The sequence below is a fragment of the Acidobacteriota bacterium genome (genome assembly GCA_039028635.1).
Classification (GTDB): Bacteria; Acidobacteriota; Thermoanaerobaculia; order Multivoradales; family JBCCEF01; genus JBCCEF01.
Genome location: JBCCHV010000054.1, coordinates 16,420 through 32,522 on the forward strand (window position 1 = coordinate 16,420; position 16,103 = coordinate 32,522).

The 16,103-nt window shown below is 68.4% G+C and carries 12 protein-coding genes; 11 read left to right on the plus strand and 1 reads right to left on the minus strand.

Annotated features, from left to right (window positions below; all coding sequences use genetic code 11):
- The first annotated feature begins 58 nt into the window (after positions 1 to 58).
- Positions 59 to 457: a hypothetical protein gene (locus AAF604_19095; GenBank protein MEM7051780.1), complete on the plus strand. Its 399-nt coding sequence runs from the start codon at positions 59 to 61 to the stop codon at positions 455 to 457.
- Positions 454 to 1,023 carry an NUDIX domain-containing protein gene (locus tag AAF604_19100; protein ID MEM7051781.1) on the plus strand — a complete coding sequence of 190 codons (570 nt, stop codon included), beginning with the start codon at positions 454 to 456 and terminating at the stop codon, positions 1,021 to 1,023. Before AAF604_19095 ends, AAF604_19100 begins: the two co-directional genes overlap by 4 nt.
- A 169-nt stretch (positions 1,024 to 1,192) precedes the next feature.
- Here AAF604_19100 and AAF604_19105 read toward each other — a convergent pair whose 3' ends face one another.
- Positions 1,193 to 1,639: a hypothetical protein gene (locus AAF604_19105; GenBank protein MEM7051782.1), complete on the minus strand. Its 447-nt coding sequence runs from the start codon at positions 1,637 to 1,639 to the stop codon at positions 1,193 to 1,195.
- A gap of 132 nt (positions 1,640 to 1,771) precedes the next feature.
- Here AAF604_19105 and AAF604_19110 point away from each other — a divergent pair, with 132 nt between their 5' ends.
- The 9 genes from AAF604_19110 to AAF604_19150 all read left to right on the plus strand — a co-directional run bounded on the left by AAF604_19110 (position 1,772) and on the right by AAF604_19150 (position 16,073).
- Entirely contained in the window at positions 1,772 to 3,211 is a 1,440-nt protein-coding gene (locus tag AAF604_19110; GenBank protein ID MEM7051783.1) for a GGDEF domain-containing protein, read from the plus strand.
- 365 nt (positions 3,212 to 3,576) lie between these two features.
- Positions 3,577 to 5,169 (plus strand): 2-isopropylmalate synthase, encoded by a 1,593-nt coding sequence (locus tag AAF604_19115; protein ID MEM7051784.1) that lies wholly within the window; start codon positions 3,577 to 3,579, stop codon positions 5,167 to 5,169.
- Between the two features lie 3 nt (positions 5,170 to 5,172).
- Positions 5,173 to 6,600, plus strand: coding sequence for a 3-isopropylmalate dehydratase large subunit (gene leuC / locus AAF604_19120; GenBank protein MEM7051785.1), 1,428 nt, complete (start codon positions 5,173 to 5,175; stop codon positions 6,598 to 6,600).
- On the plus strand, positions 6,593 to 7,222 hold the full coding sequence (leuD, locus tag AAF604_19125; protein MEM7051786.1) for a 3-isopropylmalate dehydratase small subunit: 630 nt from the start codon (positions 6,593 to 6,595) through the stop codon (positions 7,220 to 7,222). Before leuC ends, leuD begins: the two co-directional genes overlap by 8 nt.
- Positions 7,219 to 8,328: a 3-isopropylmalate dehydrogenase gene (gene leuB, locus AAF604_19130; GenBank protein ID MEM7051787.1), complete on the plus strand. Its 1,110-nt coding sequence runs from the start codon at positions 7,219 to 7,221 to the stop codon at positions 8,326 to 8,328. Before leuD ends, leuB begins: the two co-directional genes overlap by 4 nt.
- Positions 8,329 to 8,434: 106 nt before the next feature.
- Positions 8,435 to 9,370: a branched-chain amino acid transaminase gene (locus AAF604_19135; protein MEM7051788.1), complete on the plus strand. Its 936-nt coding sequence runs from the start codon at positions 8,435 to 8,437 to the stop codon at positions 9,368 to 9,370.
- A 211-nt stretch (positions 9,371 to 9,581) separates the two neighbouring features.
- Positions 9,582 to 11,915, plus strand: coding sequence for a TolC family protein (locus AAF604_19140; protein ID MEM7051789.1), 2,334 nt, complete (start codon positions 9,582 to 9,584; stop codon positions 11,913 to 11,915).
- Positions 11,912 to 12,994, plus strand: coding sequence for an efflux RND transporter periplasmic adaptor subunit (locus AAF604_19145; GenBank protein ID MEM7051790.1), 1,083 nt, complete (start codon positions 11,912 to 11,914; stop codon positions 12,992 to 12,994). The genes AAF604_19140 and AAF604_19145 overlap by 4 nt, the downstream gene beginning before the upstream one ends.
- A 4-nt stretch (positions 12,995 to 12,998) precedes the next feature.
- Positions 12,999 to 16,073, plus strand: coding sequence for an efflux RND transporter permease subunit (locus AAF604_19150; GenBank protein MEM7051791.1), 3,075 nt, complete (start codon positions 12,999 to 13,001; stop codon positions 16,071 to 16,073).
- Positions 16,074 to 16,103: the final 30 nt, after the last annotated feature.

Consider the following 16,103-nt stretch of genomic DNA (forward strand, 5'->3'; position numbering starts at 1 on the left):
CAACTTCGGCGCTTCCGGTTCCCTCGGCGACCTTCCGGTTTGCGGTTAGTCTTCGGCCGTGAGCACGATTCTCTGGTTGATTCTCGGCCTCCTTCTGGCGCTGCCTTTCGTGGCCTACGGCCGCTCTCGCGGGCGCATCGTCTTCGCCCAGGGCTTGGTCGTCGCAGCGCTGGTCTACGTCCTCTTCGCCTTGCGAGCCCCCGACCCTCCCCTCTGGCTGGCGATCGAGATCGCCGGCGTCGGCCTCTACGGCGCCTTGGCCTGGCTCGGCCTGCGCGGCTCTCGCTACTGGCTGGTCGCGGGATGGGCTCTCCATCCGCTGTGGGACGTCGGATTGCACCTCTCGGCCGGCGGCCGTCACTTCGCCCCTCTTTGGTACACCCTGCCCTGCCTGAGCTTCGACCTGCTGGTGGCCGTCGCGCTGCTGGCTCCCAGCGCTCGCGAGCGCCGGCCATGATCGCTACAATCGTCGAGGACTACTTCGCGGTCTACCCACGGGAGCGGGATGAGCTCGAGCCCCTGAGTCGCTTGATCGCACAGTTCCCCCGCGACGCCGATCTCAAGTCCCGTCACAACTTCGTCGGCCACCTCACCGCTAGCGGCATCGTTCTCTCGGCCGATGGCGCCCAGGTGCTACTCCTGTTTCACAAGAATCTGCGGAAATTCATCCAACCCGGGGGTCACTTCGACTGCGGCGAGGAATCCCCGATTGCGGCAGCCCGTCGGGAGGTCGCGGAGGAGACCTCCCTCGAAGACCTCGAGCTGCTCGATCTGCCGGGTGCCGAAAGTCTGCCCTTCGACATCAACGTTCACGCCATCCCGGCCAATCCGCGCAAGGGCGAGCCGGCACACTTCCACCACGATCTACGCTTTCTCTTCCGCTGCCGCCGATCGAACGCCGCGGTGGTCATCGACCTCGAAGAATCAGAAGACTGGCGCTGGGTCTCGCGAGCCGACTTCCTGCAAATGGCCGATTTCGCCCATCTCGGAGACAAGCTCCAAGCGGCCCTCGCAGCCCGGTGACTCCACTCTCGGTCGAGCCGCCAGCAAACCCGCGAGGGAGGGCCAGGCGCCCTCCATTCCGCTGAGAATCACCGCCGTCAGAGACGGCGGTGTCGCTGCGCCGACCGCCGCCTTGCATCTTCAGCAACCCACGACCTTGCGCCCGAAAGAGCCGAAGAGGAGCTACCGACTAGGACCACTGTCCCAGCGCCAGGTGCACTCGCTGAACGAGGATCAGAGCGTTTTCGAGCAGGGTTCCGGCGACCAAGACGAGAGTCGCCATCAGGTGCAGTCGGCTGGGATGACGCGCTGCCCGCCACAGCCCTGGGAGGGCCCCGAAGGTCGGAATGAGCACGCTGACCGCGATCACCGTGGCGTGGAGCACCGCCGCGGCGAAGAAGTCGGCAACCCGCTCGAAGGAACTGTGACCGAGGGCCCACCAGCGCAGGTAGTGATTGGCCTGCAGGGCCCAAATCCACCACGGCAGCAGCCAGAGTCCAGGACCAGTGCTGCGCCGGCGACCGGGGCGCGCCACCAGCAGGGACCAGACCAGGCTCGCCACGAGGGTCGGCCAGAAAAAGCCCAACATCTCGTCCGAGATCAGCCGCGGATCGAGCCAAGAGCTGTAGAGAGGCATACCGACTCTGACCGCCGTTCCGGCCCTTCGGTTCCCGAAGACTGAAGGGCACACACTCCGGGTCTGTAAGTTCTCAGCAGCGCCGGGCCAAGACCCTCGGGTCCCCAGCCCTTAGAATCTAGAGCCACCGCCATGATCAGCTCGGCTTCCATGCACAACGATCTCTCGCCCCGTGGCCCCGGCTGGTGGAGCCTGGGCGAGCTGCGCTCCGCCGACTCGGTGCGGCGCCTGCGCTGGGTGTTGGTGTTCTGGCTGGCGATCATCGCCGTCAGTCTGGCCTTCGGCATCGCCAATGTGCTGATGAGCTGGAACGGCTCCGAGCTCGCACTCTTCGGCTTGCCTCTGCAGGTCACCCTCTATCCACCCTTTCTGCTCTCGGTGTTGGTGGCCCTCTGGATCGGCCCCGGTTGGGCGATAGTGCCGATCTACCTCGCCAATCTCGCCAGCGCCCTGGCCAGCGGCATGGACTGGCCGATGGCCTTGATCTTCGCCCTCGCCGGCGCCATCGAGACCCTCATCCTGTGGGGCGCCCTGGTGGCCCTGCGGGTCGATCCGGACCTCCGCCGCGGCCGCGACCTGGCCTGGTTCGTCGCCGCCGGCCTGGTGGCGGCGGTGACTGGCTCCTTGGCGGCGATCCTGTGGAACTCCAGTCATCAGCTCGACCCCACCATGGGGCAGCGCATTTGGCGCGGCTGGGTGACCGGCGATTTCCTCCAGCTGGTGGTCGTCGCCATTCCCTTGTTGCGCTTCGTCGGTCCCCATGCCCGCCCCTGGATCGATCGTCAGTTCGTCAATCCGCCGCGGCGCGAGTTCAACGCCACCCACGGCGTCGCCCTCACGGTTCTGGCCTTCGCGATTCTGGGGCTGGTGGTGTTCCTCGGCGTCTACCAGGCCCTCGGCTCGATCGAGGTGGCCCTCGACGCCCGCACCACCGACGGCGAGCTGCTGCTCCCCAAGCTGCGCGAGATCGTCCTCGCCATGGGCCTGCTCTCGACCGCCCTGATCCTGGCGACGGGCATCTTCTCCACCGCCCTCGCCCGCATCGGCGAGCGGCAGCGGCGCGAAGCTCTGATCGACGGGCTCACCGGCTGCTGGAACCGCCGCGCCTTCGGCGAAGCCTTCGCCCGCGAAGCCGAGCGCAGCCGCCGACTGGATCTCGGCCTGGGCCTGATGTTCGTCGACCTCGACCACTTCAAGCGCGTCAACGACCAGTACGGCCACGAGGTCGGTGATCTGGCCCTCGCCCGCTCCGCCCGCCGCATCGAGGGCTCCCTGCGGGAGACCGATTTGCTGTTCCGCTGGGGTGGCGAGGAGTTCGTCGTCCTGGTCGCCCACAGCGCGGCGGACGAAGTCCGGGCGATCGCCGAGCGCATTCGCCAAGCCCTCGAGGAAGCACCGCTGGCGCCCCTTCCCGGCGGTGACAGTCTGTCCCTGACGGCCAGCGTCGGCGGCATCGTGACGCGCACTCTGCCGCAAGATCCAGCGAAGCTCCTGCGCCGCGCCGACGAGGCTTGCTATCGCGCCAAGGCGGCCGGTCGCAATCGCGTCGAGCTGGTCTCGGACCCACCCTAGAAAACGACTAGCGGGCCCGGCGCCGGAGCAAGCCCCGGACGAGGAACCCGGCAACCGAGCCGCGGTAGAACTGCGAGAATCGGCGGATCGCCTTGACACGCCTCCACAGCGCCCCTACACTCCGCCGTCAAATGCATTCGACCGGTCGCCTTCCGTCCCGCTCCCTGCCGCAGCCCGCTGCGCTGTTGGCGGATCTCTGCCTGGCGGCCGCCAGCCTCGTTCTTCTTCTGGTCCTTATTCGCGACATCTCGCCGGGGGCAACCTAGCGCCGTCGATCCCACCAGATCTGAACGATGCAAAGCCCCCGGCGAAAGCCGGGGGCTTTTTCGTTTTCTGGGGCCGAGCTCAAACGAAAGGGCAATGCCATGACCAACGAAAGCTGCCGGATCGAAATCTTCGACACCACCCTGCGGGATGGGGAGCAATGCCCCGGCGCTTCCCTCAACCAGGCTGAGAAGCTCGGCGTGGCTCGTCAGCTCGCCCGCCTGCGGGTCGACGTCATCGAGGCCGGTTTTCCGGCCGCCAGCCGTGACGATCTCGCCGCCGTCCAGGCCATCTCCGAGGAGATCGGAGGGCAGCCCGACATCACCATCGCCGCCCTGGCGCGAGCCCAGGAGAAAGACATCGCCGCGGCCTGGCGGGGAGTCGCCGGAGCGGCCCGGCCGCGTATCCACACCTTCCTGGCCACCTCCCCCCTGCACATGGAGCACAAGCTCTGTATGACCCCGGCCCAGGTTCTCGAGCGGGTCGTCGCGGCGGTCGAGCAGGCCCGGGAGCTGGGGGCCGAGGTCGAGTTCAGCCCCGAGGACGCCACCCGCTCGGACCCCGCCTTCCTCGCCGAGGTGCTCGCCGCCGCGGTGGCCGCCGGAGCGCGGGTTCTCAACCTCCCGGACACCGTCGGCTACGCCCTACCGCAGGACTATGGCGATCTCATTGCGACCCTGCGCGAACAGATTCCCGCCCCGGCCGTGACCTGGTCCGTCCACTGCCACGACGACCTCGGCCTGGCCACCGCCAACAGCCTCGCCGGCATCGCCGCCGGCGCCCGTCAGGCCGAGGTCACCCTCAACGGCATCGGCGAGCGGGCCGGCAACTGCGCCCTCGAAGAGCTGGTGATGGCGCTTCGCACCCGCCGCGATGCCCTGCCCTGGCACACCACCGTGGTCACCGAAGAGCTCGCCCGCAGCAGCCGACTGGCGAGCCAGCTCACCGGCTTCGCGGTGGCACCCAACAAGGCCGTCGTCGGCGACAACGCCTTCGCCCACGAAGCCGGCATCCACCAGGACGGCATGCTCAAGCACCGCCAGACCTACGAGATCATGACGCCCCAGACGGTGGGTCGCCAACGCAGCGAGCTGGTGCTCGGCAAGCACAGCGGCCGCCATGCCTTCCGGCAGCGCCTCGAGGAGCTCGGATTCCATCTCGAGGGCCGCGCCTTGGACGACGCCTTCGCGCGCTTCAAGGACCTCGCGGATCGCAAGAAGACCCTCACCGCCGGCGACCTCGAAGCCCTCGCGGCGGACGAGATCGGTGCCCCGGAGGGGGTCTTCGAGCTGGTCCATTTGCATGTCGTCTGCGGCCAGCCGGAGACCGCCAGCGCCACCGTGCGGCTGCGCGACCGGGAAGGCACCGAAACCGCCGCCGCCGCCGTCGGTCCGGGCCCCGTAGACGCCCTGTTCCGCGCCATGGGTAGCTTGATCACGCCGGCGGCGCGGCTCGCCGACTACCGGGTGCTGAGCAGCGGGGCCGGGGCCGACGCCGTCGGCGAGGTTTCGGTACATCTCCACGGCGCCGACGCCGAGCACCGGTTCTCCGGCTACGGCGCCGATATCGACATCGTCGTCGCCACCGCCCGCGCCCTGCTCTCGGCCTTCAATCGCCTCCTGGCGGCCACCCCAGCCCGCCGCAAAGATCCTGCCGCGACGTCGTCCCGAGTAGAACGCTCGGAGGCCTGCTGAGCCATGGCGACGCCTGCCACCCTGCTCGACAAGATCTGGCACGGTCACACTCTGCCGGGCGAGGCGACGGCCGGTTTGCCGGACGCGCTGGCCATCGACCTCCATCTGATCCACGAAGTGACCTCACCTCAGGCCTTCGCCCAGCTCGCCGAGCGCGATCTGCCGGTCGCCCGACCGCGTCAGACCGTCGCCACCATGGATCACTCCACTCCGACCAACCCGCAGCTCGACGCCGGCCGCTTCGCGCTGCTCGATCCCCAGGCCCACCGGCAGCTCGAAACGCTGCGCGAAAACTGCCGCCGGCACCGCATTCCCCTCTTCGACCTCGACGACCCGCGCCAGGGCATCGTCCACGTCATCGGCCCGGAGCTCGGCCTGACCCAACCGGGCATGACAGTGGTCTGCGGCGACAGCCACACCTCGACCCATGGCGCTTTCGGCGCCTTGGCCTTCGGCATCGGGACCAGCCAGGTGGCCCAGGTGCTGGCGACCCAGACCCTGCTGATGCACCGCCCCAAGGCCTTCGAGCTCCGCCTCGAGGGCCGGCTCGCGGATGGCGTGACGGCGAAGGATCTGATCCTCGCCGTGCTCGCCAGGATCGGCTTCGCCGGCGGCACCGGCCACGTCTTCGAGTACCGCGGCCGGGCGATCCGCCATCTCTCCATGGAGGGCCGCATGACGGTGTGCAACATGTCGATCGAGGGCGGCGCCCGAGCGGGCCTGATCGCCCCCGACGAGACCACCTTCGACTACCTCGCGGGCCGTCCCGGCACACCCCGTGACGGCCGCTGGCGAGAAGCCGTCGCCCGCTGGTGCGAGCTGCGCAGCGATCCCGGGGCGCGCTTCGACCGACGCCTCGAGCTCGACGCCGGCAGCGTCGCCCCGATGGTGACCTTTGGCACCCATCCCGGAACCGCCGTTGCCATCGATGGCCAGATCCCGGCGGCTGACAGCGTCGCTCCGGCGGAGCGGCCGGCCTTCGACCGGGCGCTGCGCTACATGGGCTTCGAAGCCGGCCAGCCGGTCGCCGGTCAGCCCATCGACACCGTCTTCCTGGGCAGCTGCACCAACGGTCGCCTGCCCGACCTGCGGGCCGCCGCGGCACTGCTCCGCGGCCGGCGCTTGGCTCCGGGGGTCCGCATGCTGGTGGTGCCCGGCTCGCAGCAGGTCCAGCGCGCCGCCGAGGAAGAAGGTCTCGACGACGTCTTTCGCCGCGCCGGTGCCGAATGGCGCCGGCCGGGATGCTCCATGTGCCTGGCCATGAACGGCGACCGGGTGGCCCCCGGCGAGCTCGCCGTCAGCACCAGCAACCGCAATTTCGAAGGTCGCCAGGGCCCCGCCAGCCGCACCGTGCTGGCGAGCCCGTTGACCGCTGCAGCCGCCGCCCTGCGCGGCGTCCTCTGCGACCCCCGGGAGGTTCTCCATGCGTAGACTGGAAGTCCACCGCGACCGCGCCATTCCGCTGCCGCAACCCAACGTCGACACCGACCAGCTGGTGCCGGCGCGGTTTCTCAAGACCACCGAGAAGGCGGGCCTGGACCGCGCCCTGCTCGCCGATTGGCGCTTCCGAGAGGATGGCTCGGCGCGTCCCGACAGCCCCTTCGATCATCCGCCCCACGGCGGCGGCAGCATTCTGCTGGCGGGTGAGAATTTCGGCAGCGGCAGCTCTCGGGAGCACGCCGTCTGGGCCCTGATGGCCTACGGCATCCGCGTCGTGCTGGCGCCGCGACTGGCCGACATCTTCCGCCACAACGCCCTCGAGAACGGTCTGCTGGCGGTCGAGATCGAGGTCCCCTTCCACGACCGGGCGGTGCGCACCGTTCAGCAGCATCCGGAGGAGCAGATCGAGGTCGATCTGCGGCAACAGCATGTGCGCTATGGCGACAGCGTAACGAGCTTCGAGATCTCCCCGCTGGCGCGCCACCGGCTGCTCCTCGGCATCGACTCCCTCGACTACCTGCTGGCCCGCCGCAAGGAGTACGAGCGCTGGGAACGGATTCACCCGTCGCCGGTCGACACCCACGCCCTCGAGGGCTTCGGAAGGCGGCCATGAGCGCCGGCGCCCGCATCACCCTGCTCCCCGGAGACGGCATCGGTCCGGAGGTCACGGCGGCGGCCCAGCGCGCCCTCGAGAGCCTGTCGCGGGTCAGCGGCCTCGGCCTCGAGCTCGATGTCGCAGAGATCGGCGCCGCCGCCCTGCGGAGCCACGGCACCGCCTTGCCGCCGGCCACCCTCGCGGCCTGCGAGTCGTCCGACGCCATCTTTCTGGGGGCGGTCGGCAGCCCGTCGGCTCCGACGGCGACCGAGGGTCTGACTCCGGAACAGGCTCTGCTCACCCTGCGCCGCCACTTCGAGCTTTTCGCCAACCTGCGGCCGGTGCCGCGGTTCGAGGCCCTGACCTCCCTCGCCCCGCTCAAGGCCGAGCGCCTGGACGGTGTCGACCTGCTCTTCGTGCGCGAGCTCAATGGCGGCCTCTACTACGGCCGACGGGCCGAGCAGAGCGCCGACGGTGACGCCTTCGACACCCTGTCCTACAGCGATCGCGAGATTCACCGCATCGCCAAGGTCGCCTTCGAGCTCGCCGGCGGTCGGCGCCAGCGCGTCACTTCCGTCGACAAGGCCAACGTGCTGGCCTCGATGCGCCAGTGGCGCCGCGCGGTGACCGCCGTCGGCAGCGCCTATCCGGCGGTCCAGCTCGAGCACTGCTATGTCGATCGCCTGGCGATGGACCTGCTGCACCGGCCGGCCGACCTCGACGTCGTGCTGACGGGCAATCTGTTCGGAGACATCCTGAGCGACGAAGCCGCCGCCATCGCCGGTTCCCTCGGCCTATTGCCATCGGCCTCCCTGGGGGCGTCGACCTTCGGTCTCTACGAGCCGGTCCACGGCTCGGCGCCGGACATCGCTGGAGCCGGGCTGGCGAATCCCATCGGTGCGCTCCTCAGCGTCGCACTGCTGGCGCGCCACAGTCTCGGTCTCGAAGAGCTCGCCGTGCGCCTGGAAAGCGCCGTCGACGAGGTTCTGGCGGAGGGTCTGCGCACTCCGGACATCGCCGAGGAGGACTCCGTGATCCTCTCCAGCACCGAGCTCGCGGCGGAGGTGACGGGCCGCTTCGAGGAAGCCTGGTGGCAAAGCCGGGTGCCCCTGATGGTGGTGTGACGAGTTCTCTCCCGAAGCCTGACTCCAGGGGACCGGGAATCGGTTATCCTGATACCCGGCCTTGGTTATTCCACCAACTTCGCAGCGCGTGGGTGAAAGAGCAGCGATGAGCAAGCGAGCAGATTGGATCTGGCACAACGGTGAGCTGGTGCCGTGGGAGCAGGCCACGGTGCACGTCATGACCCATGGCCTGCACTACGGAACCTCCGTCTTCGAGGGGATTCGCGCCTACCGCAGTCATCTCGGACCCTCGATCTTTCGCCTCGAGGATCACATCCACCGGCTCTTCGCGTCGGCCCGCATCTATCGTTTCGAGATGCCCTACTCGGTGGCGCAGATCGAGGAGGCCTGCCGCCAGGTGGTCGCCGCAAATCATCTCGAGGAGGCCTACCTGCGACCGATCGCCTACCTCGGCGCCGGCGGTCTCGGCCTCACCGGTCAGGGTTGCGACGTCGAGGTGTCGATCGCCGCCTTCGAGTGGGGGGCCTACCTGGGAGCCGACTCCCACGAGCAGGGCATCGAGGTCGGTTTTTCGTCCTGGGTGCGCCCGCCGTCCCACAGCACTCCGCTGATGGCCAAGGCCGGCGGCCACTACCTGAGCTCCCGCCTGATCTCTCAGGAGGCGCGCCGTCACGGCTACACCGAGGGTCTCGCCCTCAGCACCGCCGGCTTCGTCAGCGAAGGCGCCGGCGAGAACATCTTCGTGGTCGAGAACGGCGCCCTGGTGACCCCGCCCCTCGCCGCTTCGGTGCTCGAGGGCATCACCCGCGACACCGTCATCGCCCTCGCCGCCGACCTCGGAGTGGCGGTGCGCGAGGATCAGCTCACCCGTGAGCGGGTGTACGCCGCCGACGAGATGTTCCTCACCGGCACCGCCGCCGAGATCGTGCCCGTCGGGCGAGTCGATGGCCTCGCCCTTGGCGATGGCCGGCCGGGCCCGCTGACCCGTGACCTGCAGCAGCGCTTCCGCGGCATCTTCGACGGCAGCAGCCCGCAGCACGACCACTGGCTCGCCCCGATAGCCGTCGGCTCGACCGTCTAGCGCCCGCCGCCGCCCTGCCCTCCTCGGGCGCAACGCCCCGGGCCAAGGCGGCGGCCGTGCTTCTGCTTCCTATCCAAGGCGGCCCGTTCACGCCGGGTCGGGCGCGGCACCGCCACAGGTCACGCCGCGTAAGGCGGGCGCTACGGGTTCCCTCTCCCGGCGCACAGCGCTAGACTCGCCGCAATCCAGTTCCGACTCCAAGGAGCACTGCGTGCCTAGAATCATCGCCTACTGGCTGCTGCCCCTCCTGCTCGCTCTGCCCGCCGTCGCCGAACCCATCGGCGTCGCTCTGATCGGCGACGGGCCCCAACCTCAGGAAGACGTCGCCTCGAAGAACCTGCGCCAGGAGATCGACGCTCTGCTCGCCGACGAGTTCGAGGTCGAGTACCTCGTCTGGGAAGGCGATTGGACCGCCGACGGAATCAATCGGGCCCTCGAAGAGGCCTACGCCGACCCGCGCGTGGACGCCGTCGTCGTGACCGGCGTGCTGGCCAATCAGATCCTCGGCAAGCGCGAGCGGTTCACCAAGCCCACCCTGCTGCCGATCGTCTTCGATGCCAGCCTGCTCGGCCTGCCGCGCCAGGGGGTGGGCTCGGGCAAGGCCAATCTCGCCTATCTGACCGGCACCACCGACTTCTCCGTCGACCTCGAGTCCTTCCGTCGGGTCACCGACTTCGACACCCTCGGAGTGCTGGTCGACGCCGTCGTTCTCGGTGCGGTGGCGGATGTCGCCGAGCAGGCGACCCGGATCGCCAAGGGGGCCGGCGTCGAGATCGTCCTGCTGCCTTTCTCGGACCCGGAAGGCGACCTCGTCGGGATGATTCCGCCGCAGGTCGACGCCGTGATGATCGGCGGCGCCGATCGCCTCAGCGATGCCGCCCTCGAGCGCCTGGTCGAGGGATTGATCGAGCGCGGGCTACCGAGCTTCAGCTTCGATGGCGACGACATGGTCGAGCGCGGCATGCTGGTGGCCGATACGCGACGCTCCAACTGGCAGCGCATCGGCCGCAAGACAGCGTTGCAGTTGCAGGGGGCTCTCCTCGGCGAGGACGTGTCGCGCCTGCCGGTCGACTTTCTCGAAAAGCGCCGCTTGTTCCTCAACATGGCCACGGCCCGGGCCCTCGGAATCTGGCCGACCTACTCGGTCTTGATCGAGGCCGAGCTGGTCAACGCCGAGCCACCCACCGACGGCGCCCCCTGGACCCTCGCCGAGGTCGCCCGCGAGGCGGTGCGCAACAATCTCGCCTATCTCGCCCAGAGCTACGACACCAGCGCCCAGGAGGAGAACATCACCCAGGCGCGGGCCAACTGGCGTCCCCAGGTCTCTTCCAGCCTGCAGGGCAATCAACTGCGCTCCGGCAGCTCGGCGGTCGAGTCCGGTGCGGTCGCCGAACGCAGCTTGACGGCCGCCCTGTCCTTGCAGCAGCTCCTGTGGTCGGAATCGGCCCGCGCCGGCGTCGAGATTCAACAGCTCGCCTTCGACGGCGCCCGCGACGACCTCGAGGCCTTCCGCCTCGACACCATCCAGCAAGCCACCCTGGCGTTCCTCAATGTACAGCTCGCCGAAACCCAGTGGCAGGTGCAACGCAACAACCTCGAGGTCACCCGCGCCAACCTCGACCTGGCGCGGGACCGGGTCCGCATCGGCGCTTCCAACCCCTCCGACGTCTATCGCTGGGAGAGCGAGCTGGCGGGGGCGCGGCAGACCGCCATCGACGCCGTCACCGACCGCGACCGGGCCTACGAAAGCCTCAACGGCGTGCTCAATCGCCCGCTCACGGAACGGCGCCCGATCACCCCATCGACCCTCGACGACCCGGAGCTTCTCGACCCGGAGAACGAGATCGGCGAGCTGATCGACAACCCCGGCTCCTTCCAGGCCTTCGCCGAGCAACTGGTTCAGGACGGCCTCGAGCGAGCGCCGGAGATCCGTGCCTTGGAGAGCAGCCTGGCGGTCCTCGAACGGCAGCTCACCTCCGAGCGGCGCTCCTACTACTCGCCGGAAGTCTCCCTCCAGGGGCAGGCCAGCGACGTGGTCAGCGAGAGCCGCTCCGGGCCACCGGGCCTCGAGGGCGAGGAGGACTGGTCGGTGGCGGTCTCCGCCACGCTGCCCCTCTACACCGGTGGCGCCCGCAAGAGCCGTCAGCTTCAGCGGCGCCTCGAGATCGAGGCCGTCGAGCACCGCCTGGCCTCGCTGCGCGAGCAGATCGAGCTCGGCATTCGCTCCAATCTGCACCTCGCCAACGCCTCCTACAACAACATTCCCCTCGCCGAGCAGGCTGCCGAGGCCTCACGACGCAACCTCGAGCTGGTCACCGCCTCCTATCGCGAAGGGGCCACCGGCATTCTTGATCTGCTCGATGCCCAGAATGCCTCCTTGCGCGCCGAGCTCGGCGCCGCCAGCACGGTCTACGAGTTCCTCATCGACCTGATGAACGTGCAGCGAGCCGTTGGTCAGTTCGATTTCTTCCTCGATCCGGAAGAACGCCGCCAAACCCTCGAAGACATCAAACGCAGCCTGACCCAAGGAGAGGAATCGCCATGACCCACCTCCGCCGCCTGCTCGCCCCGACGCTTCTTCTCCTGGGCGCCTGCGCCGCCGAGGAAATGGTGACCGAGGAAGCTCCGCGCAGCGTACGCACGGTGACCGTCGAAGCCAGCGACGGCAGTCGCACCCGCACCTTCTCCGGCACCTCCCGAGCCCGTCAGACCTCGCGCCTGAGCTTCAAGGTCGGCGGCACCCTGGTGGCCTTGCCGGTCGAGGTCGGTCAAGAGCTGGGCCGCGGCGAGCTGGTGGCGCGCCTCGACCCTTTCCCGTTCGAGCTCCAGGCGGAGCAGGCCCAGGCCAGCTTGGCCCAGGCCAAGGCCGCCGAGCGCAACGCTTCGGCGACCTATGAGCGCACCAAGGACCTCTACGCCGACAACAACGCCTCGCGCACCGATCTCGATGGCGCCCGCGCCAACGCCGAGTCGGCCCGGGCCCAGGTGCGCGCCGCCGAGAAAGAGCTCGAGCTCGCCAGCCTCAACGTCTCCTACACCCGTCTCACCGCCTCGACGGACTGCTCCGTCGCCTCCATCGACGTCGAAATCAACGAGAACGTCAGCACCGGCGGCACCGTCGCCACAGTCAACTGCGGCGAGGGTCTGGAGGTCGACCTGTCGGTACCGGAAAGCCTGATCGCTTCGCTCACACCGGGAATGGCCGCTGAAGTGCAGTTCGACGCCCAGCCGGGGCAGGCCTACTCGGGACGCCTCACCGAGGTCGGCGTCGCCGCCCGTCAGGGCGCCACCTTTCCGGCCACCGTCACCCTCGAAGGGGAGCACCCGGAGCTGCGCGCCGGCCTCGCCGCCGAGGTGCGCTTCGAGCTCGCCAACAGCACCCGCGGTGAGCGCTTCCTGATCCCCCTCTCGGCGCTGATCGAGAGCGATGGCGAAACCTACGTCTTCCTCGCCGAGGGTGAGGGCTCCGGCAGCGGGGTCGTCCGCCGCCGCTCGGTGAGCGTCGGCGAGCTGACTGCCGACGGCGCCGAGATCACCGCCGGCCTGGCTCCCGGAGAACGGGTGATCACCGCCGGCGTGTCGGTGATCCGGGATGGACTCGAAGTCCTCCTCGAGGAGGGCTGACGGCGTGTCCCTGACCGAAGTCGCCATTCGCCGCAACCGGGTCACCTTGACGGTGGTCGGCCTGCTGCTCTTCGCCGGCATGCTCGCCTATGTCGCCCTGCCGAAGGCGCAGGATCCCGGCTTCATCGTGCGCACGGCGGTGATCACCACCCAGTTCCCGGGTGCCAGCCCCGAGCGCGTCGAGCAGTTGGTGACGGACAAGATCGAGAAGAAGGCCCAGGAGATGCCGGAGGTCGACTTCATCACCTCGGAGTCGCGCACCGGCATCTCCATCGTCTTCGTCAACTTCCTCGAGAGCTACAAGAACATGCGCCCGATCTTCGACGATCTGCGGCGCAAGGTGCAGGATGTCGAAGGCGACCTGCCGCAAGGCATCGAGGGTCCCTTCGTCAACGACGAGTTCGGTGACGTCTTCGGTAGCGTCTACACCCTCACCGGCGATGGTTACGAGTACGCCGAGCTCGAGGACATCGCAGACGAGATCCGCGACAGCCTGCTCAAGATCCCCGAGGTCGCCAAGGTCTCGCTACACGGCACCCAGCAGGAGGTCGTCTACGTCGAGTACAACAACGCCCGCCTGCGCGAGCTCGGCCTGTCGCCGCAGCAGCTCTCGGGAGCTCTGGCGAGCGCCAACATCCTGTCCTCCGGCGGCAACGTCCTGAGCGGCCGCGAGCGCATTGTGCTCGAGCCCACCGGTAACTTCGAGTCGGTCGAGGATCTGCGCCGCACGGTGCTCCAGCTGCCCTCCGGCAGCGTCGTCTATCTCGAGGACATCGCCCACGTCTACCGCGACACCATCGATCCGCCGTCGAGCGTCGCCCGCATCAACGGTACGCCGGCGATCGCCATCGCCGTCTCGATGCGCGAGGGCGGCGACATCCTCAAGCTCGGCGCCATTCTCGATCGCGAAATTCCCCAGATACAGGCGCGCTATCCCTGGGGCATCGAGCTCGAAAAGGTTTGGTTCCAGGCCGAGCTGGTCGAGGCCAATATCGACGATTTCGTCTCCAGCCTGCTGCAGGCCATCGGCATCGTCATCCTGGTGATGATCTTCACCCTCGGCCTGCGCACCGGCATGGTGGTGGCGACGCTGATTCCCAGCGCCATGATCATCACCTTCTACGTCATGCAGGCCGTCGGCATCACCATCAATCAGATCTCGCTGGCGGCGCTGATCATCGCCCTCGGCCTATTGGTCGACAACGCCATCGTCATGGTCGAGTCGGTGCTGGTAAAACGGGAGCGCGGCATGGCCGCCATCCCGGCCGCTGTCGAGTCCGGCAAGGAGCTGATCACGCCGCTGCTGATCTCCTCCCTGACCACCGCCGCCGCCTTCATGCCCATCGCCTTGGCGGAATCCGCCGTCGGCGAGTACACGGCCGACATCTTCTACGTCGTCACCATCACTCTGCTGGCTTCGTGGCTGCTGGCGATGACCTTCATTCCGCTCCTCACCACCGTCGCCCTGAAGCTCAAGAAGGGTGCCGTGAAGAGCGACGATGAGGAGGTCTTCAGCGGCCGCTGGTACCGCCTCTACCGCGGCCTGCTGGTGCGCGCCCTGCGCTTCAAGGCGCTCAGCGGCCTGGTCGTCCTGGCCGCCTTCGTGCTGGCGATCTTCGGCCTCGGCTGGGTGCCGCAGATCTTCATCGCCCCATCCGAGGACCCGGTGTTCTCGGGCAAGCTCGAGATGCCCCTCGGCACGTCGATCGAAACCACCCAGGAGGTGATGGCGGACATCGACGACTACCTCGATCGCACCTTCCACCAAAGCGCCGACGGCGTCACCAAGCTGACCCACTGGCTGACCTTCATCGGCGAAGGGGGACCGCGCTTCACCCTCGTCCTCGATCCGCCCAACGCCAATCCTGCCAACACCTTCCTGATCGGCAAGACCTCCGAGGGACGGTACGTCGACGAGATCATCTCGAGCCTCGAGAGCTATATCCGAGAGCAGCACCCGGACCTCCAGACGCAGATTGCGCGCCTCGAGAACGGGCCGCCGGTGGGCTATCCGATCCAGATCCGGATCAGCGGTTCGGAGCTGGCGCCGCTCTATCGGCTAGCCGACCAGATCACCGCCCGCCTGTACGAGATTCCCACCGTCGCTTCGGTCAAGAACACCTGGGGCGTCAAAACCAAGAAGCTGGTGGTCGAGGTCGACCAGGAGCGCGCCCGCCTTGCCGGCGTCACCAGCGACGACGTCGCCTACTCGCTGAACGCCAGCTTGGCGGGCATCGAGATGACCGAGTATCGCGAGGGCGACAAGCTGATTCCGGTCACTCTGCGCTCGGTCGCCGCCGATCGCCAGGACCTCGGCAAGATCGACGCCCTCTCGGTCTACTCCCAGGCCACCGGCAGCACCGTGCCCCTCAAGCAGGTGGCCGACGTCCGCCTGGCCTTCGAGCCCGGGGTCGTCGAGCGGCGAGACCGCGAGCGCACCATGACCCTGCAAGTGACCCTCGATCCCGGCATCACCGCCGCCGAGGTCAACGCCGAGCTCTCCCCCTGGCTGGCCCAGGCCAGCGACGAATGGCCCTCCGGCTATCGCTACGAGGAGGGCGGCGAGTCGGAGAGCTCCGACGAGGCCAACGCTTCGATCGGCGCCAAGCTGCCCCTCGCCGGCATGGCCATCCTGCTGCTGCTGGTCGGCCAGTTCAACTCCTTCCGGCGCCCGGTCATCATCCTGGCGACCATTCCCCTGGGATTGATCGGGGTCACCTTCGGCTTGCTGGTGGCGCGCTCGTCCTTCGGCTTCTTCACCCTGCTGGGCCTGATCTCCCTGTCGGGCATCATCATCAACAATGCCATCGTGCTGCTCGATCGCATCAAGATCGAACGCGAGGAGCTCGGCAAAGAACCGGCCCAGGCCGTGGTCGACGCCTGTCAGCAGCGCCTGCGGCCGATCCTCCTCACCACCGCCACCACCGTCCTCGGCCTGATGCCGCTGTGGTGGGGCGGCACGGCGATGTTCCAACCGATGGCGGTAACCATCATCTTCGGTCTCGCCTTCGCCACCGTGCTGACGCTGTTCGTGGTACCGCTGCTGTACTCGGTCCTCTTCCGGGTGCGCTTCCGCTAGCAGGATGCAGAAGCAGCCGCATTCGCGGCT